A 23,273-nucleotide genomic window follows, 5' to 3' on the forward strand; every position below is an offset into this window, starting at 1 on the left:
GTCATGGCCGCGGTCGCGGGGGCCGTGTGGGCGGGGTTGACCGGCGAGTTCGCGTGGCGGCGGATCGCGCCCGGCCCGCGCACCCCCGGTGAGGTGTGGCGGATGGTCGTCACGAGCGTGGTGATCCCGCCGGTGGCGTGCGCGCACCGGCTGCGGGGGGAATGGAGGGTGCGGCGATGAGCGGTCGCATGCCAGGAGCGGTGCTGTACGGAGCCGGCCCGTGCGGGACGGCGCGCGCCGCGAGACGCGCCCCCGCCGAGCGAGCCGCGCCGGAGAAGGCCGCCCCGGAGAGGGCCACCGCCGAGCAGGCCGAGCCGGAGCAGGCCGCCGCCAAGGGCACCGGGGGCCGGGGGCGCGTGCTGGTGGCGCGGCTCGACGACGCCGGCGACGTGCTGCTGGCCGGGCCCGCCGTCCGGGCCGTGCGCACGCAGGCCGGCGAGGTCGTCTTCCTGGCGGGACCGAACGGCAGGGCGGCCGCCGAGCTGCTGCCCGGCGTCGACCGCGTACTCGAGTGGCGGGCGCCGTGGATCGACCACGCTCCCCCGCCCGTCAGCCGGCCCCAGGTCGCCGACCTGGTGGGGCGCGTCCACGGCGTCGACGAGGCGGTGATCCTCACCTCGTTCCACCAGTCCGCGCTCCCGCTGGCGCTCCTGCTCAGGCTGGCCGGCGTGCGCAGGATCACCGCGATCAGCAACGACTACCCGGGCTCGCTGCTGGACGTCCGCCACGTCGTGGACGAGAGCGCCGACGTGCCCGAGGCGGAGCGGATGCTGGCCGTCGCGCGAGCGGCGGGGTTCGAGCTGCCGCGGGGCGATGATGGCAAACTCGCTGTTCAGCGGCCATTGCCGGATATAAGCGAATACACGGGGCACTTGCTCAGCGTCGGCGCCGATGCCGGCAAAGGCGCGTATGTCGTGGTGCATCCGGGGACATCGGCGCCCGCCAGGACCTGGCCGGCCGAAAGGCATCGGCAGGCCGTGCGGGAGCTGGTGGAGGACGGGCACCGGGTCGCCGTGACCGGCACGGAACGTGACCTCACCGCCTACGTGGCCGGCGACGACGCGGCCGACCTCGGCGGCGTGACCACATTCGCCGAACTGGCCGCCGTGATCGAAGGCGCCAGCGTGCTCGTGGCGGGCAACACCGGCCCCGCGCACCTGGCCGCGGCGGTCGGCACACCGGTCGTGAGCCTGTTCGCCCCTGTCGTCCCGGCAGCGCGGTGGGCCCCGTACGGCGTTCCCGCGGTGCTGCTCGGCGATCAGCAGGCGCCCTGCAGGGACAGCAGGGCGCGCACCTGCCCGGTCCCCGGACACCCGTGCCTGTCCCAGGTGACAAGTGAGCAGGTGGTCAAGGCAGTGAGGGAGCTGACGCAGTGAAGGTCGATCTCATCTCCGAGCACGCGGATCCGCTGGCCGCGGTCGGCGGCGTCGACGCGGGCGGCCAGAACGTCTACGTCGCCGCGCTGGCCGCCGCGCTGGCCGAGCGCGGGCACCGGATCGTCGTCCACACCCGGCGCACGTCGCCGTCGCAGCCCGCGTCGGTGCCCCTGGCGCCGGGCGTCACGGTCGAGTACGTCCCGGCCGGTCCGCCCATCCCCCTACCGAAGGACGAGCTGCCGCCGTACATGCCGGAGTTCACCGACCGCCTGGCCGACCGGTGGGCGTACGACCCGCCGGACGTCGCGCACGCGCACTTCTGGATGAGCGGGCAGGCGGCGCTGCAGGCGGCCGACGGGTTCCCGGTGGTGCAGACGTTCCACGCGCTCGGCACCGTCAAGCGGCGCTGGCAGGGCGAGGCGGACACCAGCCCCGCGCACCGGATCGACACCGAGCGCGAGATCGGCAAGCGGGCCGACGCCGTGCTGGCCACCTGCAGCGACGAGGTGAGCGAGCTGTGCGCGATGGGGATCCCCGAGCAGCGCGTCGTGGTCGTGCCGTGCGGCGTGGACCTGTCGGCGTTCTGCCCGGAGGGGCCCGTGGCGCCGCGCACGGCGGGCCGGCTGATCCTCAGCATCGGCAGGATGGTGCCGCGCAAGGGCGTGGACACCGTGATCGCGGCGCTGCGCCAGCTGCCCGGCGCCGACCTGGTGATCGCGGGCGGCAGCCCAGACGACGACGAGACCGTCAGGCTGCGCGACCTGGCCGCCGCGTACGGGCTGGACGACCGGGTCCACGTGATCGGCAGCGTGCCGCGCACGCACGTGCCGGCGCTGATGCGCTCGGCCGACGTCGTGGTGACGGTGCCGTGGTACGAGCCGTTCGGCATGGTCCCGGTCGAGGCGATGGCGTGCGGCGTGCCCGTCGTGGCGTCGGCGGTCGGCGGGCACCTGGACACGGTCGCCGGCTGCGGCGTGCTGGTGCCGCCGCGCCGCCCGCGGGCGCTGGCCAGAGCGCTGAAGGACGTGCTCTGCGACCCGGAACGGAGGGCGCGGCTCGGCGCGGCGGGGGCCAGGCGCGCCCGCCAGAGGTACGGCTGGCCGCACGTGGCCGAGCGGACCGAGACCGTGTACACGCAGGTCATCGACGGCAAGCTGTGCGGCCTGGCGGCGCTTGGGGGTTGATCATGGACGCTCATCTCGAAAAGCTCTGGAACACCCTGGAGAAGGTCGACGACCAGGCGGTCACCGTCCGCGCGTGGGGTGGGAAGCTGGCCGGCGTGCTGGCCTCCGGCGGCAGGCTGCTGGCCTGCGGCAACGGCGGCTCGGCGGCCGAGGCGCAGCACCTGACGGCCGAGCTGGTCGGCCGGTTCAGGGACGACCGGCGGCCGTACGCGGCGATCCCGCTGCACGCCGACGGCTCGTCGCTGACGGCGATCGCCAACGACTTCGGCGTCGACGAGATCTACGCCCGCCAGGTGCGCGCGCACGCCCGCCCGGGAGACGTGCTGCTGTGCCTGTCCACCAGCGGCACCAGCCCGAACGTGCTGGCCGCCGCCCGGGCGGCGCAGGAGAGCGGGATCCTCGCCTGGGCCATGACCGGACCGGCGCCCAACCCGCTGGCCGACCTGTGCGACGACGCGGTGGCCGTGCCCGCGCAGGAGACGGCCACCGTCCAGGAGGTGCACCTCGCCATGATCCATTTGCTGTGCGATGCCGCGGAGGAGGCACTGTGAGCGAGGACCTCCGTAACAGCATCCCGACGGCTCAGGGGGCTGTGACGGGTCCGCTCGTGGTGATCGGCGACACGCTGCTCGACGTGGACGTCGAGGGCGAGGCCGAACGGCTCTGCCCGGACGCGCCCGTACCGGTGGTGGACGTCACCGCCGAGCAGGCCCGCCCCGGCGGGGCCGGCCTGGCCGCGCTGCTGGCCGCCCGCGACGGCGCCGACGTCGTGCTGATCACCGCGATCGGCGACGACCCGGACGGGCACCGCCTGTGCGGGCTGCTGTCGGAGGAGCTCGACCTGGTACGCCTGCCGCTGCGCGGCGGCACCGTGCGCAAGACCAGGATCAGGGCCAGGGGCCAGACGCTGCTCAGGCTCGACAGCGGCGACGGCACGGCCAGGTACGCCCCCGGAGAGGCGGCGGCCGAGGCGATCGGCCAGGCCGGCGCGGTGCTGGTGTCCGACTACGGCAGAGGCGTGGCCAGGATGGCCCGCGAGCTGCTGCGCGGCACGGACGTGCCGGTGGTGTGGGACCCGCACCCCAGGGGCGAGCAGCCGCTGCCCGGCTGCGCGCTGCTGACTCCGAGCGAGGCGGAGGCGCGGCGGCTGTGCCCGTCCGCCTACCGCGGCCCCGACCAGGCCGCCCGCATGCTGGTCCGGGAGATGCGGGCCAGGGCGGTGGCCGTCACGACGGGCTCGCGCGGGGCCTCGCTGGCCATCGAGGGCGGCCCGTTCACCCAGGTGCCGCCGCCCGTGCGGGCCGGCGGCCAGGACGCGTGCGGCGCGGGCGACCGGCTGGCCGGCGCGGCGGCGCTGGCGCTGCGGGACGGCGCCGACGCCAGGGACGCGGTGACGATCGGCGTCGGCGAGGCCTCACGCTTCGTCGAGCGCGGGGGCGCCGCCTCGGTCAAGGTGCGCGAGCAGCGGCTCGGCGACCGGCCGCGCACGGCGCTGGAGGTGGCCGGGCTCACCCGCGCCAACGGCGGCCGGCTGATCGCCACGGGCGGCTGCTTCGACCTGCTGCACGCGGGCCACGTGAGCCTGCTGCGGCGGGCCAGGGCGCTGGGCGACGCGCTCGTCGTCTGCGTCAACTCCGACGACTCGGTGCGCCGGCTGAAGGGCCCCGACCGGCCCATCGTCGACGCGCGCGACCGGGTCGAGGTGCTCAGGGCGCTGGGCTGCGTGGACGCGGTGCTGGTGTTCGAGGAGGACACCCCGGCTCGCGCCATCGAGCTGCTGCGCCCCGACGTGTGGGTGAAGGGCGGCGACTACGAGGGGGAGGTCCTGCCCGAATCCGAGGTACTCGGCAGGCTCGGCGCGGAGATCGTCGTGCTGAGCACGCTGCCGGGACGTTCGACAACGAATCTGATCAGGGAGATCCAGTGAACATCTTGATTACCGGGGGAGCCTCAGGACTCGGCCTGGCCACCGCCGAGGCCGTGGAGAAGGAGGGCTGGCGGGCGCTCGTCGTCGATGTGCGTGCACCCGACCAGCGGTTCGACCACGTCACCGCCGACCTGGCCGACCGCGGCGAGGCCGAGCGGGCGGTACGCGAGCTGGCCGAGCGGGCCGGTGGCCTCGACGGCGTGGTGACGGCCGCGGGCATCGACGCGTGCGGCCGGCTGGAGGACGTGCCGGCCGACGACTGGGAGCGGGTCGTCCGGGTGAACCTGCTCGGCACCGCCTCCGTCGTGCGGGCGGCGCTGCCGTACCTGAAGCACACCCGCGGGAAGATCGTCACCTGCGCCTCGACGCTGGGGCTGCGGCCGCTCAGCGACGCGTCGGCGTACTCGGCGTCGAAGTTCGGCGTCGTCGGCCTCACCCGGGCGCTGGCGGTCGAGCTGCGCGGGGAGGTGGGGGTGACCCTGCTGATCCCCGGCGGCATGCGCACGAGCTTCTTCGACGGGCGGCCCGAGCAGTACAAACCGGGCCCCGAGGCCGGGCTGAACGATCCGGCCGACGTCGCGCAGAGCGTGGTGTTCGCGCTGCGGCAGCCGGCCGGATGCGAGGTGAGAGAGCTCGTCGTCTGCCCATCGACGGAGACGTCATGGCCCTAGAGCTGCTGGTGCTGCGCGGGCTCGGGCTGGGCGACCTGCTCACGGCCGTGCCCGCGCTGCGGGCGCTGCGCCAGGCGTTCCCCGCGCACCGCATCACGCTGGCGGCGCCGCGGGCGCTGGACGCGCTGCTGCCGCTGATCGGCGCGGTGGACGACCAGGTGGACGTGTCGGGCCCGGGTCCGGTGCCGTTCCATCGCCCGGACATCGCGGTCAACCTGCACGGGAAGGGGCCGCAGAGCATCGAGGCGCTGCGGCGTACCGATCCCGGGCGGCTGATCAGCTTCGGCACCGGACCGCCGTGGCAGGACGGCGTGCACGAGGTGCGGCGCTGGTGCGGGCTGCTGGAGTGGCACGGCATCCCTGCCGATCCCTGCGACCTGACGCTCGGCATCTCCGACCGGACGGGCCCGGCGATCGTGCATCCGGGCGCCGCCTATCCGGCGCGGCGCTGGCCGCCGGAGCGGTTCGCGCAGGTCGCGGCCGCGCTGGACGACGTGGTCGTCACCGGCAACACCGAGGAGGTGCCGCTGGCCAGGAAGGTCGCCGAGCTGGCCGGGCTGCCGCCCGGGCGGATGCTGGCCGGGCAGACCCGCATGGCCGACCTGATCGACCTGGTCAGCAGGGCCAGGCTGGTGGTCTGCGGCGACACCGGCGTCGCGCACCTGGCGACGGCGTTCTGCGTGCCGTCGGTGGTGCTGTTCGGGCCGGTCTCGCCCGCGTTGTGGGGGCCGCCGCCCGGCTGGCGCCACGTGGCGCTGTGGGCCGGGCACCGGGGGGATCCGCACGGCCAGCGGCCCGATCCGGGCCTGCTGAAGATCGAGGTTTCTGAAGTCGTCGACGCTGCCTTGGAGGTCACGTCATGAGGGCTCTGGTCACCGGGGGCGCCGGGTTCCTCGGTTCCTACCTGTGCGAGCGGCTGCTGGACGAGGGAGCGGAGGTCGTCTGCATGGACAGCTTCCTGACCGGCGGGCCGCGCAACGTCGAGCATCTGATGGACCGGCCGGAGTTCCGGCTCATCGAGTGCGACCTGACCGGGTTCGTGCACGTGCCGGACCGGCTGGACCTCGTGCTGCACTTCGCCTCGGCCGCCTCGCCGGCCGACTACCTGCGCTACCCGATCGAGACGCTGCGGGTGGGCAGCGTGGGCACGCTGCACGCGCTGGGGCTGGCCAGGGAGAAGGGTGCCAGGTTCGTGCTCGCCTCGACCAGCGAGGTGTACGGGGACCCGCTGGAGCATCCGCAGCGGGAGACGTACTGGGGGAACGTCAACCCGGTCGGCCCGCGCAGCGTGTACGACGAGGCCAAGCGCTTCGCCGAGTCGCTGACCACCGCCTACCGCCATTCGCGCGGCACCGACACCGGCATCGTGCGGATCTTCAACACCTACGGCCCGCGCATGCGCCCGTTCGACGGCCGGGCGATCCCGACGTTCATCAGGCAGGCGCTGACCGGCGAGCCGATCACCATCACCGGCGACGGCTCGCAGACGCGCTCCATCTGCTACGTCGACGACACGGTGTCGGGCATCCTGGCCATGGCCCGCAGCGACTTCGCCGGTCCGGTCAACATCGGCAACCCGGACGAGCTGACCATGCTGGAGCTGGCCACGATGATCAGGGATCTGGCCGGGTCGGCGGCGGAGATCGTGTTCGTCGACCGGCCGGCCGACGATCCCAGGGTCCGGCGGCCGGACACGGCGCTGGCGGCCGAGCGGCTGGGCTGGCGGGCACGGGTGCCCGCGGCGGAGGGGCTGCGCCGCACCATCGAGTGGTTCTCCGCCGAGCTGGCCGCGATCGAGCAGCTCGAGCGGCTCCAGGTCTGAACCCGCCGCGGGCCTGCCCCTCTGCGCTAGCGCTCGTTGCCGGCGCGCAGCCAGGCGAGGTAGTCGGCGACCCCGCGCTCGGTGTCGTAGGCGGGCTCGTAGCCGGTGTCCTCGCGCAGCCGGGTGATGTCGAGCCACATGTCGTGCGCGCCGGGGTCGCGGCCCTCGGGCAGGTCGACGCGGGCGTCGGGGATCACCTTCTTGATCGCGGCGCTGACCTCCCCGTGGGTCGTCAGCCGCCCGGAGGCGACGTTGTACGTGCGGTGCCGCAGCCGGTCGGCCAGCTGGAGGAGGGCGATGGCGCGGCCGCAGTCCTTCACGTAGCACATGTCGATCCCGTTGCCCGCGCGCATCGGGGCTCCGGCCGGGGTGGTGCCGCGGGCGGCGGCGTGGACGAGCTGGGGCGCGGCGAAGAACGGCGACGGAGTGTGACCGAGCGGGCCCCAGACGGCGGAGATGCGGTAGGTGACCACGTCGAGGCCCATGGTCCCGGCCAGGTGGCCGGCCAGCAGCTCGCCGATCTTCTTGAACGCCGGGATCGGGTGCCCGGCCGTCATGGGCAGCGGCACGTCCTCCCCGAGCGCGCCGTCGCCGGGGACGCCGCGGTACACGCCGATCGTGCCGGCGAGCCCGAGTCGGGACACCTGCCATTCGCTCGCGGCCCGGAACACGTTGAGCAGGCTCTTGATCGCTTGCTCCGCGCCGTCGAGGGGCTCGTACGCGCCGGGAGGCCACGGGACCGAGCCAGCGAGGTGGACGATGCCGGTGATCTTGTGCTTCTCGCCGATGCGGAGCAGCGCGGCCTCGTCGGTGAGGTCGGCCTGCTCGACGAAGACCCGCTCGTCCGCGAACGGCCCCGCGGCGGCGCGGCGCTGGACGAGCACGCAGGACTCGCCCAGGTCGAGCAGCGCCCGGGTGGTGTGCGTGCCGATGAAGCCCAGCCCGCCGGTGATCAGAATCATGGTTCCGCCATCCATCAGTCATAGAAATAATCAGTGCTACTGATAATCAGGCTAGCGGCCACAGAAGGTGACTGTCCAGCGCGAGCGGGCATGAGAAAGCCCCGCACCTGGCGTGAGGTGCGGGGCTTGGGGAGCGTTGCGCTAGAGGGCGACGCCCAGCAGGGCGTCGGCCAGGTCTCTGACCAGGCCGGGGGCGCCGGCGTCCGGGCCGCCGTGCGCGAGGGCCCGCTCGGCCCAGGCGTCGATCGCGGCCAGCGCGCCCGGCGAGTCGAGGTCGTCGGCCAGGCGCTCGCGCACGGTGGCCAGCAGCTCGTCCGCGCGCGGCCCCGAGGCGAGCCCGGTGGCCGAGCGCCACAGCGCCAGCCTGCGCTCCGCCTCGGCGATCAAGGCGGGGACGTACTCCCAGTCCGCGCGGTAGTGGCGGGCCAGCAGCACCAGCCTGACGGCCATCGGGTCGTGCTCCTGGCGCACCTTGGAGACGAAGACCAGATTGCCCTTGGACTTCGACATCTTCTCGCCGTCGAGCCCGACCATGCCGGCGTGCGTGTAGAACTTGGCGAACGGCCACTCCCCCGTGGCCGCGTGGCCCTCGGAGGCGCCGCACTCGTGGTGCGGGAAGATCAGGTCGGAGCCGCCGCCCGCCACGTCATAGCCCCCGCCGAGGTTGTCCAGGGCGATCGCGGTGCACTCGATGTGCCAGCCGGGGCGGCCCCGGCCCAGCGGAGACTCCCAGGCGGGCTCGCCCGGCCGCTCGGCCCGCCACAGCACCCAGTCCAGCGGGTCGCGCTTGCCCGGCCGGTCCGGGTCGCCGCCGCGCTCGGCGAACAGGGCCAGCATCTCGCCTTCGTCGTAGCCGGACACCTGGCCGAACTTGGGGGCGTCGGCCACGCTGAAGTAGACGTCGCCGTCGAGGACGTACGTGACGCCCTTGGCGGCCAGCTTGGTGATCAGGTCCGCCACGTGGCCGACGACCTCGGTGACGCCCACGTACTCGCGGGGCGGGATGATCCGCAGCGCCTCCATGTCGCTCCGGAACAGCTCGATCTCGCGCTCGGCCAGGTCCTGCCAGTCGACGCCGGTCTGGGCTGCCCGCTCCAGCAGCGGGTCGTCCACGTCGGTGGCGTTCTGCGTGTAGTGGACCTCGTGGCCGGCGTCGCGCCACATCCGGCCGACCAGATCGAAGGCGTGGTAGGTGTTGGCGTGGCCGAGGTGAGTGGCGTCGTAGGGCGTGATGCCGCAGACGTACATCCTGGCGGTCGGCCCCGGGTCGGTCTGCCGGACCTGCCTGGCCGACGTGTCGTAGAGACGCAGCGGAATGCTCTCACCGGGGAGATCTGGAACGTTCTGGGCAGACCACGATCGCATGTCTTTGAGCCTATCCGTCCAGATCGGCGGTCAGGTCCGTGAAGGCGTACGTCACGCCGTCCGGCGCGAGCGCGACCTCCATCACCGACAGGGAGGCGAAGACGCGGCCGTCGGGCAGTTCGTGCCGGACGATGAGCGCGCCCGGATCGGCGGACGGCACCGCCGTGATCAGCTCCCGCCAGACCTCGGCGGTCTCGAATCTGGGCAGGTACGCGATCACGCGCTCGTTCGCCGGGTCAAGGCCCGAGTTCACGATCATGCTGGTGCCGCCCGGCAGGTCGGAGACGACCGGCCGCTCACCGTCCCAGCTGAAAAGCCGCACCCGCGCCAGGTCGGCGAGCACCAGGTGGAAGGGGTCGTAGTGAGTCAGATCGGCGTCGGGCATCTCCCCCGTGTACGCCGCCCGCAGCGCCAGGTCGCCCCGCGAGACCTTCGTCGTCTCGGGCGCGGGCCGGCCGTGGCCGTTGAGCAGGGCGGCGGCGCGGCGAGCCGCCGGGTTGACGGCCAGCCAGGTGCCGCCGGCCTTGAGGTCGCGCCCGCCGATCACGCCCGGGTAGTCCGGCCAGTGCTCCCCCGGCCCCTCCCACGGGCGGTCGGCGAACTCGTCCCTCACGCCCAGGAGGGTCAGCGGCTGCCCGGCTCTCACGATCAGCGTGCACATGGGCAAAGGTTATTAAACGGGCGCGCGGCGGTGGACGGCGGATGGGCGCTTCAGCGAATGGCCAGGTCAGATGGGGGGCCAGGGGATGGCGGGCCAGCCCTCCGACGGGTATGGGTGCACGCCGGTGTCCAGCAGCCGCCTGGCCCGCTGCCAGGTCGCCTCGACCTCCGCCAGCGTCAGCAGCTCGCGCAGCCGGCGCCCCAGCGAGCCCGACTCCAGGTCGCGCTCCAGCTTGGCCAGCACGGCCACCGCCTCGCGGGCGAGCGGCTTGCCGCGCCACTGCCACAGCACCGTGCGCAGCTTGTCCTCGACGGAGAAGCACACCCCGTGATCCACCCCGTAGACGTGCCCCGTGGGCAGCGGCAGCAGGTGACCGCCCTTGCGGTCGGCGTTGTTGACCACCGCGTCGAACACCGCCATCCGCCGCACGACCGGGTTGCGGCTCTTGACCAGCCGCATCAGGTCGATCTCGCGCTCGGTGTCGATCCACAGCTGGCACATGCCGGGCCCGAAGGGGCCGTCGCGGTAGACCGTGGGCGGCACGATGCGCCAGCCGGTGGCCTGCGACACCTCGTAGGCGGCCACCTCGCGGGCGGCCAGGGTGCCGTCGGGGAAGTCCCACAGCGGGCGCTCGCCGCGTACCGGCTTGTAGACGCAGGCGGCGCTGCGCTCGCCGAGCTTGACCGAGCAGTAGAGCGTCATGTTGGTGGCCTCGACGAGGCGGCCCGCCACCTCAAGGCGGCCGTCGCGCAGCAGCGTGAGGGCCTCCTCATCGTGCATGCCCGGGGGGTTGGGCGGTTTGACGGCCGGTTCGCTCTCCGGAGCGGTCATGAAGCCGCCTCACCCCCGCGATAGCCGTTGAGGCGTACGCAGACGTGGCCGGCGGCGTCGAGCGGCTGTGCGCACAGGGGACACGGCGGGCGGCCCGCCGAGACGATCTGAAGGGCGCGCTGCGTGAAGGCGCGCGCGGCTCCCGCACTGATCCGCACGCGCAGCACCGCGGGGTCTGGGCTGTCGAGATCGTCCTCGTCGACGACCTCCTGCGCCTCTATCACCACCTGGGATCTCTCGGCGTCCCACGCCAGTGCCATGGTGCCCACGCGGAAGTCCTCCGCGACCGGTACGTCGAGCGGCTCGTCGTCGGTCAGGTCGGCCGGGGCCAGCGCGGGCACCTGCGCGGCGCCACCGCTGAGGCGCAGCACCTCGTCGAGCAGCTCGTCCAGCCTGCCCGCGAGTGCGGCGACCTGCAGCTTCTCCAGCGCCACGGTGGTCAGTCTGCCCTCGGCCCTGGCCTGCAGAAAGAAGACCCGAGCGCCCGGCTGCCCCAGGGCGCCGGCGACGAACCTCTCTGGTGGGTCGTAGTCGAAGACCGGCATAGCCTGACCTTACGTGGTTCCGGGTCCGCCGCCGACGGCGGCATCGCTCCCGGTGATGTTTTCTCCCCCGTCTTTCTCCTCCGAATCCTCGGGAAGCCGCAATTCCCCCATATCGTTGACCCTGAGAACAAAGGGACGCAAGGGGGCATAGCGAATGACGGTGAGAGCCGCCGGATCAGCCGTAATCCGCTGAAAATGATCGAGGTGGAGGCCCAGAGCGTCGGCGACGATGGACTTGATCACGTCGCCGTGACTGCAAACCAGGTAGACACCCTTCTCCCCCAGACGTTGATTCCACTCCCTGACCGCGGAGACCGCCCGATGTTGCATTTCGGCCAGCGACTCCCCTTCCGGAAATGTCGCCGCGCTGGGGTGCGCCTGCACGACCTGCCACAACGGCTCGCGGGCGAGCTCCTTCAGCGGCCGCCCGGTCCACGTGCCGTAGCCGCACTCGATGAACCGATCGTCGGTCTGGACGGCGGCCTCCCGCCCCTCGGCGACCGCTTCGGCCGTTTCCCGGCAGCGTTCGAGCGGGCTGGAGACAATGGCGTCGAGCCCGACGCCCGCGATGCGCCCGGCGAGCGCGGCGGCCTGCGCCTTACCCGCCTCGCTCAGCCGCACCCCCGGGGTGCGGCCGGCGAGCACAGGCCCGGTGAGGTCCGTCAGCCCATGCCGGGCCAGAAGCAGCGTGGTCACCCCGCAAGTGTCGCAGGCGTGGATCACAGTGTCGAAACCGGAGATCACGGTCACCGGGTCATGAGACGGCCCGTCAAAGGCGTCGAGCACCACGTATAAGCCACCCGGACGGTAACCTGGCGGGATCATGGAGCAGCGCTATGTCGGCCACAGCGGCCTGTCGGTGTCCCGGCTGGGGCTCGGCACGATGACCTGGGGGCGTGACACCGACACGGATGAGGCGGCCGCCCAGCTCCGCACGTTCCTGGACGCGGGCGGCAACCTCGTCGACACGGCCGACGTCTACACCGGCGGCGACGCCGAGCGGCTCCTGGGCCGGATGCTGCGCGACTCGGTGCCGCGCTCGGAGCTGGTGATCTCCACCAAGGCCGTGGTGACGCCGTCGGGCCGCCGGCCGCGCGACGCCTCCAGGCGCCACCTGATCGCCGCGGTGGACGACTCGCTCAACCGGCTGGGGCTCGACTACGTCGACCTGTGGCAGCTGCACACGTACGACGGGGAGGTGCCGTTGGAGGAGACCCTGGCCGCGCTCGACGCGATCGTCTCCTCCGGCCGCGCCGTCTACGCGGGCGTGTGCGACTACACCGGCTGGCAGCTGGCCGCCGCCGCGGTCACCCAGAAGATGATCCCCGGCCGCATCCCGATCATCGCGGCGCAGGCGGAATACTCCCTGCTCGCCCGCGAGCCCGAACGCGAGCTGCTGCCCGCCGCGGCCCATCTGGGCGTCGGCGTGCTGGCGTGGTCGCCGCTGGGCCGGGGCGTGCTGACGGGGAAATACCGCACCGGCATCCCGGCCGACTCACGGGCCGCGACGCCGCACTTCGCCGACTTCGTCCGGCCGTACCTCGACGAGAGGAGCCGCCGGGTGGTCGAGTCCGTCATGACCGCCGCCGACGGGCTGGGGGTGTCGCCGCTGGCCGTCGCCCTGTCGTGGGTGCGCGACCAGCCCGGCGTGACCTCGGCCATCGTCGGAGCCCGTACCCACGCGCAGCTCACCGGGGCCCTGCCGGCCGAGGACGTGGTGCTGCCCAGAGAGATCCGAGAGGCCCTCGATGACGTGTCGTCGCTCGACTGACCGGGAACGAGAGACTCCCTCGCGTATCACTAGTCGATACCGAATCGCAACTTTACCCGGCAAACGCCTGCGTCCGACGAGCGATATCCATGAAGATTTCTCCCGGGAGCGAAGCAGGAGGGGACGGATGGGGAGCAGGACCGCGATCTCGGCTGGAGTTCTCGCGGTGGCGCTGGTGGCCGTCCCCGGGGCGGCTCCCGCCGCGACGGCCGCGACCGCGACGCAGGACTGCACGCGCGACGGAGGCCTGCTCTCGGGGGTGACCAACACTCTGTGCAACGTCGTGAAGTCGGTCACGGGCACCGTCGACTCCTTGACGGGCAACACGACCGATCCGGTGACGAGCGGCGTGGACAAGACCACCGGCAAGGTGCTCGGCGAGGTCGGGGAGGCGGTCCCGACCACCAAGGCCACACCGAAGAAGTCCGGCAAACCGTCGCCCACCCCGACCGGCACGGGGCTCGTGCCCGAGGCGCTCGGCGACGTGTGCCTGCCGGTGCTGGCCTGCGAGGGCAAGACGGTGCTCGACACGCTGACGCCGCAGCCCACGTCCACACCGTCCCCCGGCCGCACGGGCCACCCGCGCGAGCGCGACAAGGAGACCTCCGCCCTGCCCACCACCACCCCGGCCCCGCCGGAGAGCCGGCCGCAACTGATGGACACGGGGCGGCCGGTGGCCGAGAGGAAGACCGCCGACGCGGACGAGCCGCGGGTGGACCTGCTGTGGCCCAATCCGTTCGCGCACGAGCTGACGGTGCCGATGCAGGACCAGCGCGTGGTACGGCCCAGCCCGCCGGCATCCGACGTGCTGGGGACGGCGCTGACGATCGCATTGCTGGGGTCGGCGGTGCTGGCGACGCGGATCGTGCAGCAGCGGCGGCAGCGTAAGGAGCCGGTGGAGTCGATCCCGTTCGAGCCCGCCCGCGCCGGCAGCGGCCGCCACCGCCTGGCCTGAGCGGGTTGACGGCCGCCGCACGCCGGTGCCTGGCTCTTGGGCATGCCGGCGCCGGAGTCGCGGCGGCACCTCACGCACCGCCGGTCAGCGGTCAGGCGCCGATGGCGTGGACGCCGCCGTCCACGTGGACGATTTCGCCGGTCGTGGCCGGGAACCAGTCGGACATGAGGGCCACGCACGCCTTCGCCGCCGGGACCGTGTCGGACAGGTCCCAGCCCAGCGGGGCCTTCTCCGGCCAGCTGTCCTCGAACTCCTTGAAGCCCGGGATCGACTTGGCCGCCATCGTGCGCAGCGGCCCCGCCGCCACCAGGTTGACGCGGATGTTGTGCTTGCCGAGGTCGCGGGCCAGGTAGCGGTTGCAGGACTCGAGCCCCGCCTTGGCGACGCCCATCCAGTCGTAGACGGGCCACGCCTTGGAGGCGTCGAAGTCGAGGCCGACGACCGCGCCGCCCTCCTTCATCAGCGGCAGGCAGGCCACGGCCAGCGACTTGTACGAGAACGTCGACACCTGCAGGGCCGTGGCGACGTCGTCCCAGGAGGTGTTGAGGAAGTTGCCGCCGAGCGCGGTCTGCGGGGCGAAGCCGATCGAGTGGACGACCCCGTCGAGGCCGTCCACGTGCTCGCCGACCCGGGCGGCCAGTGTGTCGAGGTGCTCGGTGTTCTGGACGTCGAGCTCCAGCACCGGCACCGGCGCGGGCAGCCGCTTGGCGATGCGCTCCACCAGGCTCAGCCGGCCGAAGCCGGTGAGGACGACCGTGGCGCCCTCCTGCTGTGCCAGCTTGGCGACCGAGAACGCGATCGACGCGTCGGTGAGCACACCCGTCACCAGGATCCGCTTGCCTTCGAGAATGCCCACGTCAGTGCCCCATTCCAAGTCCGCCGTCGACCGGGATCACGGCCCCGGTGATATAGGAGGCGTCGTCGCTGGCCAGGAAGCGCACGACGCGCGCGACCTCTTCGGGGGCCGCCTGCCGCCCGAGAGGGATGTTCTCCACGATCTTCTCGTGGTCGAGGCCGGCCGTCATGTCGGTGGCGACGAAGCCGGGCGCGACCACGTTGACCGTGATGTTGCGGGAGCCGTACTCGCGGGCCATGGAACGGGCGAAGCCGACCAGGCCGGCCTTGGAGGCGGCGTAGTTGGCCTGGCCGGCCTGGCCGGAAAGGCCGACGACGGAGGAGATGAGGATGACGCGGCCGCGCTTGAGCTTCATCATGGGCCGGATGGCCCGCTTGGCGACGCGGTAGGCGCCGGTCAGGTTGGCGTCGATGACGTCGGTGAAGGTCTCCTCCTTCATCATCGCCAGCAGCGTGTCCTTGGTGATCCCGGCGTTGGAGACCAGGACCTCGACGGGGCCGTGCTCGGCCTCCACCTTGTCGAAGGCGGCCTCGACGTCGGCCATGCTGGTGACGTCGCAGCGCACGCCGAACAGGCCCTCGGGCGGCTCCCCCGATCGGTAGGTGACCGCGACGGCGTCGCCGTTCGCGGCGAGTTCACGGGCGATCGCGAGGCCTATGCCGCGATTGCCCCCGGTGACGAGTACAGAGCGTGCCATGGCACCTGACGCTATCTCCTACCCGCCGGTATCGGCTTGTCCGGGTGGCACAAGATCACAGGGTTAGGATCGTGGACATGCGCCAGATCGATCCCGATTTCCTGGAGCTGCCTCTGCGGCAGCTCGCGGACGCCGCCCTGCAACGCGCTCGCGACCTCGGCGCCGAGCACGCCGACTTCCGGCTCGAACGCGTCAGAGCGGAGTCCCTCAGTCTTTATGACGCCCGTCTCGAGGGCGCGATGGACGCCGACGACCTCGGCTACGCCGTGCGGGTCGTCAAGGGCGGCACGTGGGGGTTCGCCGCAGGCATCCACCTGACGCCCGAGGCGGCCGCGGTGGTCGCCGAGCAGGCGGTGCGCGTGGCGGAGGTGAGCGCACCCATCAACAGAGAGCCCATCGAGCTGGCACCCGAGCCGGTGCACGCCGAGGCCGTGTGGGTGTCGGCGTACGACGTCGACCCGTTCGACGTGCCGCAGGCCGACAAGGTGAGCCTGCTGGCGGAGTGGTCGGCCGGGCTGATGAAGGGCTCCGACCACGTCTCGGCGCGGCTGATGCAGGTCAAGGAGCAGAAGTTCTACGCCGACACGGCGGGCACGGTGACCACGCAGCAGCGGGTGCGGGTGCATCCCAAGCTGAACGCGATGAAGGCGCACGAGAGCGGTTTCGACGACATGTCGACCATCGCGCCCCCGGTGGGACGCGGGTACGAGTACCTGACGGGCACCGGGTGGGACTGGGGCGCCGAGCTGGCCAGGCTGCCGGAGCTGCTGGCGGAGAAGCTGGCCGCCCCGTCGGTCGAGGCGGGCGACTACGACCTGGTGATCGACCCGTCCAACCTGTGGCTGACGATCCACGAGTCGATCGGCCACGCGACCGAGCTGGACCGGGCGCTCGGCTACGAGGCGGCGTACGCGGGCACCAGCTTCGCCACGTTCGACCAGCTCGGCGAGCTGGTCTACGGCTCAGCGCCGATGAACGTGACCGGCGACAGGACCGTCGAGCACGGCCTGGCCACGGTCGGATACGACGACGAGGGCGTGCGGGGGCAGAGCTTCGACATCGTCAGGGAGGGCATCCTGGTGGGCTACCAGCTCGACCGGCGGATGGCGCTGATGAAGGGGCTCGGGCGGTCCAACGGCTGCGCGTTCGCCGACTCGCCCGGGCACATGCCGATCCAGCGCATGGCGAACGTGTCGCTGGCGCCGGCGCCCGGCGGGCCCTCGACCGACGAGCTGATCTCGGGGGTCGAGCGGGGCATCTACATCGTCGGCGACAAGAGCTGGTCGATCGACATGCAGCGCTACAACTTCCAGTTCACCGGGCAGCGGGCGTACCGGATCTCGCACGGCAAGCTGGCCGGGCAGGTCAGGGACTTCGCCTACCAGGCGACGACGACGGACTTCTGGTGGTCGATGGAGGCCGTCGGCGGGCCTGACACGTACGTGCTGGGCGGCGCGTTCAACTGCGGCAAGGGGCAGCCGGGGCAGGTCGCCCCGGTCAGCCATGGATGTCCGTCGGCGCTGTTCAGGGGCGTGCGGATCCTGAACACCGTGCAGGAGGGTGGAAAGTGAACGAGCGCAGCGAGCGAATCGGTAAGCACGGATCCTCGGCGGGCCTCACCGGCTTGCCGGTCCAGACCTCTCCGCAGGAGATGGTGGAGAGGGCGCTGGAGCTCTCCAGGAACGACGGCTGCGTGGTGCTCGTGGACGAGGGGTCCACGGCCAATCTGCGCTTCGCGGGCAACACGCTCACGACCAACGGCGTCGCCCGGTCCTCGCAGCTGACCGTGATCTCGATCGCGGGTGAGGGCGTGGGAGTCGTGTCGCGGGCCTCCGTACGCGAGGAGCAGATCGCGGACATCGTGGCGGCGGCCGACGCAGCGGCGCGCGATGCGCAGCCCGCCGAGGACGCCCGCCCGCTCGTCGAGGGCGGCCCCGCTTCGCCGGACTGGGGCGATCCGGTACGTCCCACCGACATCGGGGTGTTCGAGGGGTTCGCGCCCGCGCTCGGCGAGGCGTTCGCGGCGGCGGAGGCGGGCGGCAGGAGGCTGTACGGCTTCGCGGAGCACTCGCTCACCACGACCTTCCTCGGCACGTCCACGGGCGTGCGGCTGCGCCACGACCAGCCGACCGGGCGACTGGAGCTCAACGCCAAGTCCGCCGACCTGAAGCGCTCGGCGTGGACGGGCGTGTCCACGCAGGACTTCACCGACGTCGACGTGGCCGCGCTCGGCTCCTCGCTGGCCCAGCGCCTGGAGTGGGCCAAGACCCGGGTGGATCTACCGGCGGGGCGCTACGAGACGCTGCTGCCGCCCAGCGCGGTGGCCGACCTAATGATCTACATGTTCTGGTCGGCCGGGGCCAGGGACGCGCTCGACGGGCGTTCGGTGTTCGCCAAGCCGGGCGGGGGCACGCGCGTGGGCGAGCAGCTCGCGACGCTGCCGGTGACGCTGTCGAGCGATCCGGGGACGGCGGGCATCGCGTGCGCGCCGTTCGTGATGGCGCACGCCTCCAGCAGGCAGAGCTCGGTGTTCGACAACGGGCTGCCGCTGGGGCCGACCGACTGGATCAAGGACGGGCGGCTGGAGGCGCTGCTGCAGACCCGCTACTCGGCGGAGCTGAGCGGGCTGGCGGTGACGCCTGGCATCGACAACCTGGTCATGAACGGACCCGGGGGCGGGCGGTCGCTGGAGGAGATGATCGCCTCGACGCAGCACGGTCTCCTCGTCACCTGCCTGTGGTACATCCGCGAGGTCGACCCACAGACGCTGCTCGTGACCGGGCTGACCCGGGACGGGGTCTACCTGGTGGAGCACGGCGAGGTCGTGGGCGAGGTGAACAACTTCCGGTTCAACGAGAGCCCTGTGGACCTGCTGGGACGACTGACCGAGGTGGGCGCGGGCGAGCGCACGCTGCCGCGCGAGTGGAACGACTACTTCCAGCGGACGATCATGCCGCCGGTACGCGTGCCCGACTTCAACATGTCCACGGTCAGCCAGGCCAGCTGACCGGCGTCGGGTCCGGCGATGAAGGCGCGGCCCGGTCAGCGGGGGCCCAGAAGGGCGCCCAGGGCGTGGCTGAGGGCCTCACCGAGGGTTTTGGCGCACGCCTCGTAGCCCTCCGGCGGGCCGCCGTACGGGTCGTACACCTCCAGCGCGCGCCGGTGGTCGCGCCGCTCGGCGGCCGACTGGACGATGGCGCGCGCCCGCTCCACCGTGTCCGACCGGTAGCGCCGATGCCCGGCCCCGGAGGCGAGCTCGGCGAACTCCGGCAGCGTGAACGTCTTGTGCTCGGCCGCCGGGTCGAGGCCGGCGGCGACGGCGCGGTGCCCGGCCTCCATGGTCAGCAGCAGGTCCGCCGACCTGACCAGACCGAGGTCGAGCATCCTGGCCCGGTGCGCCCGCCCGTCGAGGCCGAGCCTGTCCAGCGCGGCGACCGCGTGCGGCGCCATCGGGTGGCCGACCAGGGCGCGGACCCCCGCGCTGCCCGTCGCCACGGGCAGGGCCGAGGGGTGGAGCATCGCCCCGGCGATCACCTCTGCCATGGCGGAACGGCAGATGTTGGCCGTGCACACCAGCAGGATGCGGAACTCACCACTCACATCGGCCAATCTAGCCGCTCGGATCGCGTCACGAGAGGCGGATCGTGTGCACGCGGTCCCAGCGCTGCCCGGTGACGAGCCTGGCGGTGCCCGCGGTCAGGTCGTACACGACCGACCAGCGGGCGTGCGGCGCCGCGGCGAGGCCGACGGCCAGTCCCTGGTCGTTCACGCCGTCGAACGGGGCCAGCACCGCGTGCGCCAGCCGCCGCCTGTCCTGCTACGGCCTCCCGATCTCCCGGGAACCCACGATCCCCCGGGATGCTCGGGAAGCCCCGAAAGGCCGGTCAGGCGTCTTCCAGGCGGAAGCCCACCTTCAAGCCCACCTGGAAGTGCGCGACCTCACCCGCGTCGATATCGCCGCGGATCTCGGTCACCTCGAACCAGTCCAGGTGGCGCAGCGTCTGCGAGGCCCGCCGGATGCCGTTGCGGATGGCCTGGTCGACGCTCTCCCCGGACGTTCCGACTATCTCGGTGACCCGGTACGTTCGATCCGTCATCTCCCTCTCCTCCTTACTCGAAGGCCATGATCGCATGACCCCCGGCGCCGCCCGGGTGCGCCGTCGCACCCCGTTCGTCCGAGGTCTACGGTGGAAGACATGAAGGGGTGGCGCAGGAAACCAGATGTCCACCAGGTCACCGACGCCAGGCCGTCGCTGTCGGCGGACATCCGCAAGCGTGAGATCAGCTATCTCATCAAGATGGGGATCCGCACGATCTGCCTGATCCTGGCGGTCGTGGTGCCGGTGCCGTGGCCGTACCGGATGCTGTTCATCGCGGCGGCGGTCTTTTTGCCATACATAGCCGTAATCGGAGCCAATGAGAGGGGGAAGGCTGCCCCGCCTCCTACCTTTCAGAGCCCTGAGGCTAACCAAACCGAGATACCGCTGCATCGACGCGAGATCGGGTCGTGACTAAGTCTTGACGCATCCCACGGGTTGTAGGTGTACGCTTTAGCCATAGCGCTCCGGTCCCCCGTCGGAGTGCTTGTGCCGGCGTTCCGGGCCCCCGTCGGAACGCCGATGAAGCGACGCCGGGTGGTTTGCCCCCGTAACCACCCGGCGTCGCCCTTTTCTTGGTCAAACCTTGCCGACGGACGATCTAGTGTGGCGGCGCCGGGCAGTTGGATAGGGCCGCTTTCCCGAAATCGTTTACACTCACTCCCGCCTCCTTATTCACAGGAAATCTTCAGGCGGGAACGAGCTTTACATCCAAGAGTTCGTTCGAGTATCAGTCGTCCGTCAACGTCTCGGCGGTGGCCTGACCCCAGTTCTTCGCCAATGTGGTCAGTCTGGCCACAGCGTCCTCAGGGGCACTTCCAGCTCCTTGGGCCAGCCCGAGCAGGTATGCCGTCAGCGGCGCGGCCGGTCTGGCGACGCCGTGGGCGACCTCCTTGGTGAGGTCGAGAATCTGGTCGCGGTCCACGGTTGCCGGGTCGATGCCCAGCTCCTTGCAGGCGAGCGCGGTCCATTCGTTGAGCACGTTCATGCGAGCCTCCTCCAGGTCCTCCATTGTGTCGCAGTCGAACCACGGCCGTCCCGGCAGCGTCAGCCGCGTGGCGACGAGGGGGGCGAGCAGGCCCTTGAGCGACCGTCCCCGGTACGTGGCGAGGGCCGACGTCAGCTCGGCCGCCGGCCAGGCCCCGGCGAGCCACTGCTCCCGCCCGCCGTCGTCCACCATCACCACCCCGCCAACAGGTGCGGCGGCACCTGCGGCGGCCTCGAGCAACGCCGTGACGTGTGCTGTCGTCAGGAAGGGCAGGTCGCCCGCGAGCAGGACGACCCACGGGGCCGTGGCCGTTTCCAGGCCTGCCGCCAGCGCGGGAACGGGGCCGCTGTGGGGCGGGTCCTCGCGGGCGAACACGACGCCGGGGATGGGGCGTTCCGGGCCGACGACGATCGTGCGCCGAGAGCCGGAGACGGCCGCGACGACGTTCTCCACCAGGGATCTGCCGCCAACGGTGAGGGCGGGCTTGTCCCGGCCGCCCAGTCGCCGCGCCTCTCCCCCGGCCAGGATCACCGCGTCATACGCCACGCCGGCCGTGGGCCGGCTCTGGGCGGCGTGTCGCTGAGGGTGCATCCGGTGCGGTCCTAGCCGCCGATGGCGGACATCGGGCGGGAGGGCTGCAGGAAGGACGGGTCGTCGATGCCGTGGCCGGCGCGCTTGCGGGCCACGGCCGCGATCCAGCGCTCGGCCAGCTCGTCGTCGGACGCGCCCCCGCGCATGGCCGTCTTCAGATCGGACTCCTCGGTCGCGAACAGGCAGTTGCGCACCTGGCCGTCGGCGGTGAGCCGGACGCGGTCGCAGGCGCCGCAGAACGGGCGGGTCACCGACCCGATCACGCCCACCCGGTCAGGGCCGCCGTCCACGAGGAACCGCTCGGCGGGCGCGCTGCCGCGATCCTCCAGGTCGTCGGCCGTGAGGTCGAACCCGTCGGACAGCAGGCCGAGGATCTCGTCGGCGGTGACCATGTCCTCGCGGCTCCAGCCGTGCTGGGCGTCGAGCGGCATCTGCTCGATGAAGCGCAGCTCGTAGCCCTGCTCGAGGCACCAGCGCAGGAGCGGCACGGCCTCCTGGTCGTTGACGCCGCGCATGAGCACGGCGTTGACCTTGACGGGACGCAGGCCGGCCGCGTCGGCGGCGGCGAGGCCGGCGATCACGTCGGTGTGCCGGTCGCGGTGCGCGAGCCGCTTGAACGTCCCGGGGTCGAGCGTGTCGAGGGAGACGTTGACCCGGTCGAGCCCGGCGGCGGCCAGCGGCTCGGCCAGGCGGGCCAGCCCGATGCCGTTGGTCGTGAGCGACACCTGCGGCCTGGGTTCCAGCACGGTGGTGCGGGCCACGATGTCGACCAGCTCGCGCCGCAGGAGCGGCTCACCGCCGGTGTAGCGGACCTCGGTGATGCCCAGGCGCTCGACCCCGATCCGCACCAGGCGCACGATCTCGTCGGCCGTCAGCAGCTGGGGGCTCGGGAGCCAGTCGAGGCCCTCGGGCGGCATGCAGTACGTACAGCGAAGATTGCACTTGTCCGTGAGGGACACCCGAAGATCTGTCGCCACCCGTCCGAACGAGTCTCGCAACACGGGGCGTCACCTCCTGATTCTTTCGCCAAGGGGGCCAGCCTACGTCGCCCGTCGGCCAGCCCCCAAAACCGCCTCTTCAACGCACGACAACGCATCCCGCCCTAGATCGATTCCGCACGTTCCAGTGCGGCGTCGTCGGCGGCGGCGTCCTCGGCGGTCCACGGGGTGCCGGGCGGGTCGGCCAGGTGCCGGCGCACCGACTCGGCCACCAGCGCCGCCGGATCGCCCGGCGACCAGCCGAGCAGGTCCTGGGCGCGGGCGGAGGACATCAGCAGGTGCTGGGCGGGCGCGGCGGACAGCGCCAGGTCGGGCGGGAGGGTTGGCGGCGCCCACCGGGATGCGGTCGCGGCGGCCCAGGAACCAGGTGCCGCCGAGGATCAGGACTCTCCTGACCCCAGCCTGCCCGGCGTCAGGGGGCGGTCGCGTGCCAGGATTCGCGGGCGCGCATCAGCTCGGCCAGGTGCCTCCTGGACCATTCGCAGCCGGCGTTCATGGGTTCGAGGAGGCTGCGGCCGAGGTCGGTGAGCTCGTACTCGACGCGCGGCGGGATCTCGTCGTAGACGGTGCGGGTGAGCAGACCGTCGCGTTCCATGGCCCGCAGGGTCTCCGTGAGGACCTTCGGCGTGATGCCGCGCAGGGTGGTCTGGAGCTCGGTGAAGCGCCGCCGGCCGGACTCCAGGCAGCGGATGATCTTCGCGGTCCACTTGTCGCCGATGCGGATCGGCGCGGCGACGGGCGGGCAACCGGTGAACATGTCCGGATCGAGCGGCACTCCCATGCCCGTCATCGTAGGTGCAAACTCCGCCACCTACGGCGGCCGCTGAACGCGGCCCCCCAGAGGTAACTATCGTTGCGGAAAGCGACATGTCGCCCTCTACCGTCTGCCGGGGCGGCCGGGAGGACCGGCCGCCGCAGGGCGAACGGAGTGTCGACGATGGGCAAGATCGTGGTTTTCGGGGCCGGTGGGCGGGCC

Annotated in this window: 27 protein-coding genes and 1 pseudogene; 13 read left to right on the forward strand and 15 right to left on the reverse strand. The window is 72.2% G+C overall.

Features of this window, described 5'->3' with window-relative positions; genetic code table 11:
* The 8 genes and pseudogenes from EJK15_RS53010 to EJK15_RS53045 all read left to right on the forward strand — a co-directional run.
* Window positions 1–180, forward strand: a pseudogene (locus EJK15_RS53010) (transferase); the annotation flags it as partial.
* Window positions 177–1,376, forward strand: coding sequence for a glycosyltransferase family 9 protein (locus tag EJK15_RS53015; protein WP_240777778.1), 1,200 nt, complete (start codon window positions 177–179; stop codon window positions 1,374–1,376). The pseudogene EJK15_RS53010 and the gene EJK15_RS53015, both read left to right, overlap by 4 nt.
* Complete coding sequence (locus EJK15_RS53020; RefSeq protein WP_138718071.1) at window positions 1,373–2,560, forward strand: glycosyltransferase; 1,188 nt, start codon at window positions 1,373–1,375, stop codon at window positions 2,558–2,560. Before EJK15_RS53015 ends, EJK15_RS53020 begins: the two co-directional genes overlap by 4 nt.
* Before the next feature lie 2 nt (window positions 2,561–2,562).
* Window positions 2,563–3,111: a D-sedoheptulose-7-phosphate isomerase gene (locus tag EJK15_RS53025; protein WP_138718072.1), complete on the forward strand. Its 549-nt coding sequence runs from the start codon at window positions 2,563–2,565 to the stop codon at window positions 3,109–3,111.
* Window positions 3,108–4,487 carry a PfkB family carbohydrate kinase gene (locus EJK15_RS53030; protein ID WP_240777779.1) on the forward strand — a complete coding sequence of 460 codons (1,380 nt, stop codon included), beginning with the start codon at window positions 3,108–3,110 and terminating at the stop codon, window positions 4,485–4,487. The genes EJK15_RS53025 and EJK15_RS53030 overlap by 4 nt, the downstream gene beginning before the upstream one ends.
* Entirely contained in the window at window positions 4,484–5,158 is a 675-nt protein-coding gene (locus EJK15_RS53035) for an SDR family oxidoreductase (protein ID WP_138718073.1), read from the forward strand. The genes EJK15_RS53030 and EJK15_RS53035 overlap by 4 nt, the downstream gene beginning before the upstream one ends.
* Window positions 5,149–6,021: a glycosyltransferase family 9 protein gene (locus EJK15_RS53040; RefSeq protein ID WP_138718074.1), complete on the forward strand. Its 873-nt coding sequence runs from the start codon at window positions 5,149–5,151 to the stop codon at window positions 6,019–6,021. The genes EJK15_RS53035 and EJK15_RS53040 overlap by 10 nt, the downstream gene beginning before the upstream one ends.
* Complete coding sequence (locus EJK15_RS53045; protein WP_138718075.1) at window positions 6,018–6,980, forward strand: UDP-glucuronic acid decarboxylase family protein; 963 nt, start codon at window positions 6,018–6,020, stop codon at window positions 6,978–6,980. Before EJK15_RS53040 ends, EJK15_RS53045 begins: the two co-directional genes overlap by 4 nt.
* A gap of 26 nt (window positions 6,981–7,006) precedes the next feature.
* Here the strand turns inward: EJK15_RS53045 and EJK15_RS53050 are convergent, their stop codons facing one another.
* From EJK15_RS53050 to EJK15_RS53075, 6 genes are all read right to left on the reverse strand, one after another.
* Window positions 7,007–7,942, reverse strand: coding sequence for an NAD-dependent epimerase/dehydratase family protein (locus tag EJK15_RS53050; RefSeq protein ID WP_138718076.1), 936 nt, complete (start codon window positions 7,940–7,942; stop codon window positions 7,007–7,009).
* Window positions 7,943–8,083: 141 nt separating this feature from the next.
* Window positions 8,084–9,307, reverse strand: coding sequence for a cysteine--1-D-myo-inosityl 2-amino-2-deoxy-alpha-D-glucopyranoside ligase (gene mshC / locus EJK15_RS53055; RefSeq protein ID WP_138718077.1), 1,224 nt, complete (start codon window positions 9,305–9,307; stop codon window positions 8,084–8,086).
* Window positions 9,308–9,317: 10 nt separating this feature from the next.
* Window positions 9,318–9,968, reverse strand: a complete 651-nt coding sequence (locus EJK15_RS53060) for an NRDE family protein (RefSeq protein WP_138718078.1) — start codon at window positions 9,966–9,968, stop codon at window positions 9,318–9,320.
* Window positions 9,969–10,034: 66 nt separating this feature from the next.
* A complete protein-coding gene (locus tag EJK15_RS53065) occupies window positions 10,035–10,799 on the reverse strand; it encodes an SCO1664 family protein (RefSeq protein WP_138718079.1) in 765 nt (254 codons plus the stop codon).
* Window positions 10,796–11,344 (reverse strand): DUF3090 domain-containing protein, encoded by a 549-nt coding sequence (locus EJK15_RS53070; protein ID WP_138718080.1) that lies wholly within the window; start codon window positions 11,342–11,344, stop codon window positions 10,796–10,798. The genes EJK15_RS53065 and EJK15_RS53070 overlap by 4 nt, the downstream gene beginning before the upstream one ends.
* A gap of 9 nt (window positions 11,345–11,353) precedes the next feature.
* Entirely contained in the window at window positions 11,354–12,040 is a 687-nt protein-coding gene (locus EJK15_RS53075; protein WP_138718094.1) for an MSMEG_4193 family putative phosphomutase, read from the reverse strand.
* A 127-nt stretch (window positions 12,041–12,167) separates the two neighbouring features.
* Here EJK15_RS53075 and EJK15_RS53080 point away from each other — a divergent pair, with 127 nt between their 5' ends.
* Complete coding sequence (locus EJK15_RS53080; RefSeq protein WP_138718081.1) at window positions 12,168–13,115, forward strand: aldo/keto reductase; 948 nt, start codon at window positions 12,168–12,170, stop codon at window positions 13,113–13,115.
* Window positions 13,116–13,242: 127 nt separating this feature from the next.
* Window positions 13,243–14,070, forward strand: a complete 828-nt coding sequence (locus EJK15_RS53085; RefSeq protein ID WP_138718082.1) for a hypothetical protein — start codon at window positions 13,243–13,245, stop codon at window positions 14,068–14,070.
* Window positions 14,071–14,161: 91 nt separating this feature from the next.
* Here EJK15_RS53085 and fabI read toward each other — a convergent pair whose 3' ends face one another.
* Together fabI and EJK15_RS53095 are read right to left on the reverse strand one after the other, a co-directional pair.
* A complete protein-coding gene (fabI, locus tag EJK15_RS53090) occupies window positions 14,162–14,926 on the reverse strand; it encodes an enoyl-ACP reductase FabI (RefSeq protein WP_138718083.1) in 765 nt (254 codons plus the stop codon).
* A 1-nt stretch (window position 14,927) separates the two neighbouring features.
* Window positions 14,928–15,623 carry a beta-ketoacyl-ACP reductase gene (locus tag EJK15_RS53095; protein WP_138718084.1) on the reverse strand — a complete coding sequence of 232 codons (696 nt, stop codon included), beginning with the start codon at window positions 15,621–15,623 and terminating at the stop codon, window positions 14,928–14,930.
* Between the two features lie 77 nt (window positions 15,624–15,700).
* On the opposite strand from EJK15_RS53095, the gene EJK15_RS53100 reads away from it, so the two are divergent.
* Together EJK15_RS53100 and EJK15_RS53105 are read left to right on the forward strand one after the other, a co-directional pair.
* Window positions 15,701–17,194, forward strand: a complete 1,494-nt coding sequence (locus tag EJK15_RS53100) for a TldD/PmbA family protein (RefSeq protein ID WP_138718085.1) — start codon at window positions 15,701–15,703, stop codon at window positions 17,192–17,194.
* 80 nt (window positions 17,195–17,274) lie between these two features.
* Window positions 17,275–18,630 (forward strand): metallopeptidase TldD-related protein, encoded by a 1,356-nt coding sequence (locus EJK15_RS53105; RefSeq protein ID WP_240777780.1) that lies wholly within the window; start codon window positions 17,275–17,277, stop codon window positions 18,628–18,630.
* A 35-nt stretch (window positions 18,631–18,665) separates the two neighbouring features.
* On the opposite strand, the gene EJK15_RS53110 is transcribed toward EJK15_RS53105, so the two are convergent.
* The 3 genes from EJK15_RS53110 to EJK15_RS53115 all read right to left on the reverse strand — a co-directional run bounded on the left by EJK15_RS53110 (window position 18,666) and on the right by EJK15_RS53115 (window position 19,720).
* Window positions 18,666–19,223: an arsenate reductase/protein-tyrosine-phosphatase family protein gene (locus EJK15_RS53110; RefSeq protein ID WP_138718087.1), complete on the reverse strand. Its 558-nt coding sequence runs from the start codon at window positions 19,221–19,223 to the stop codon at window positions 18,666–18,668.
* A gap of 28 nt (window positions 19,224–19,251) precedes the next feature.
* A complete protein-coding gene (locus tag EJK15_RS71660) occupies window positions 19,252–19,413 on the reverse strand; it encodes a hypothetical protein (protein WP_171075058.1) in 162 nt (53 codons plus the stop codon).
* Window positions 19,414–19,507: 94 nt separating this feature from the next.
* The gene (locus tag EJK15_RS53115; RefSeq protein ID WP_138718088.1) at window positions 19,508–19,720 is read right to left on the reverse strand and encodes a dodecin; all 213 of its coding nucleotides are present in this window, start codon (window positions 19,718–19,720) and stop codon (window positions 19,508–19,510) included.
* Window positions 19,721–19,819: 99 nt separating this feature from the next.
* Here EJK15_RS53115 and EJK15_RS53120 point away from each other — a divergent pair, with 99 nt between their 5' ends.
* Entirely contained in the window at window positions 19,820–20,134 is a 315-nt protein-coding gene (locus tag EJK15_RS53120) for a DUF3099 domain-containing protein (RefSeq protein ID WP_138718089.1), read from the forward strand.
* 316 nt (window positions 20,135–20,450) lie between these two features.
* Here the strand turns inward: EJK15_RS53120 and EJK15_RS53125 are convergent, their stop codons facing one another.
* The 4 genes from EJK15_RS53125 to EJK15_RS53135 form a co-directional block, all read right to left on the reverse strand.
* Window positions 20,451–21,299, reverse strand: a complete 849-nt coding sequence (locus EJK15_RS53125) for an NTP transferase domain-containing protein (protein WP_138718090.1) — start codon at window positions 21,297–21,299, stop codon at window positions 20,451–20,453.
* A gap of 11 nt (window positions 21,300–21,310) precedes the next feature.
* Complete coding sequence (gene moaA, locus EJK15_RS53130; RefSeq protein WP_138718091.1) at window positions 21,311–22,300, reverse strand: GTP 3',8-cyclase MoaA; 990 nt, start codon at window positions 22,298–22,300, stop codon at window positions 21,311–21,313.
* Between the two features lie 101 nt (window positions 22,301–22,401).
* Window positions 22,402–22,569 (reverse strand): hypothetical protein, encoded by a 168-nt coding sequence (locus tag EJK15_RS71665; protein WP_171075059.1) that lies wholly within the window; start codon window positions 22,567–22,569, stop codon window positions 22,402–22,404.
* 140 nt (window positions 22,570–22,709) lie between these two features.
* Entirely contained in the window at window positions 22,710–23,078 is a 369-nt protein-coding gene (locus EJK15_RS53135) for a winged helix-turn-helix transcriptional regulator (protein ID WP_206061658.1), read from the reverse strand.
* Window positions 23,079–23,273 lie beyond the last annotated feature (195 nt).

Source organism: Nonomuraea basaltis, from assembly GCF_005893125.1.
Lineage (GTDB): Bacteria > Actinomycetota > Actinomycetes > Streptosporangiales > Streptosporangiaceae > Nonomuraea > Nonomuraea basaltis.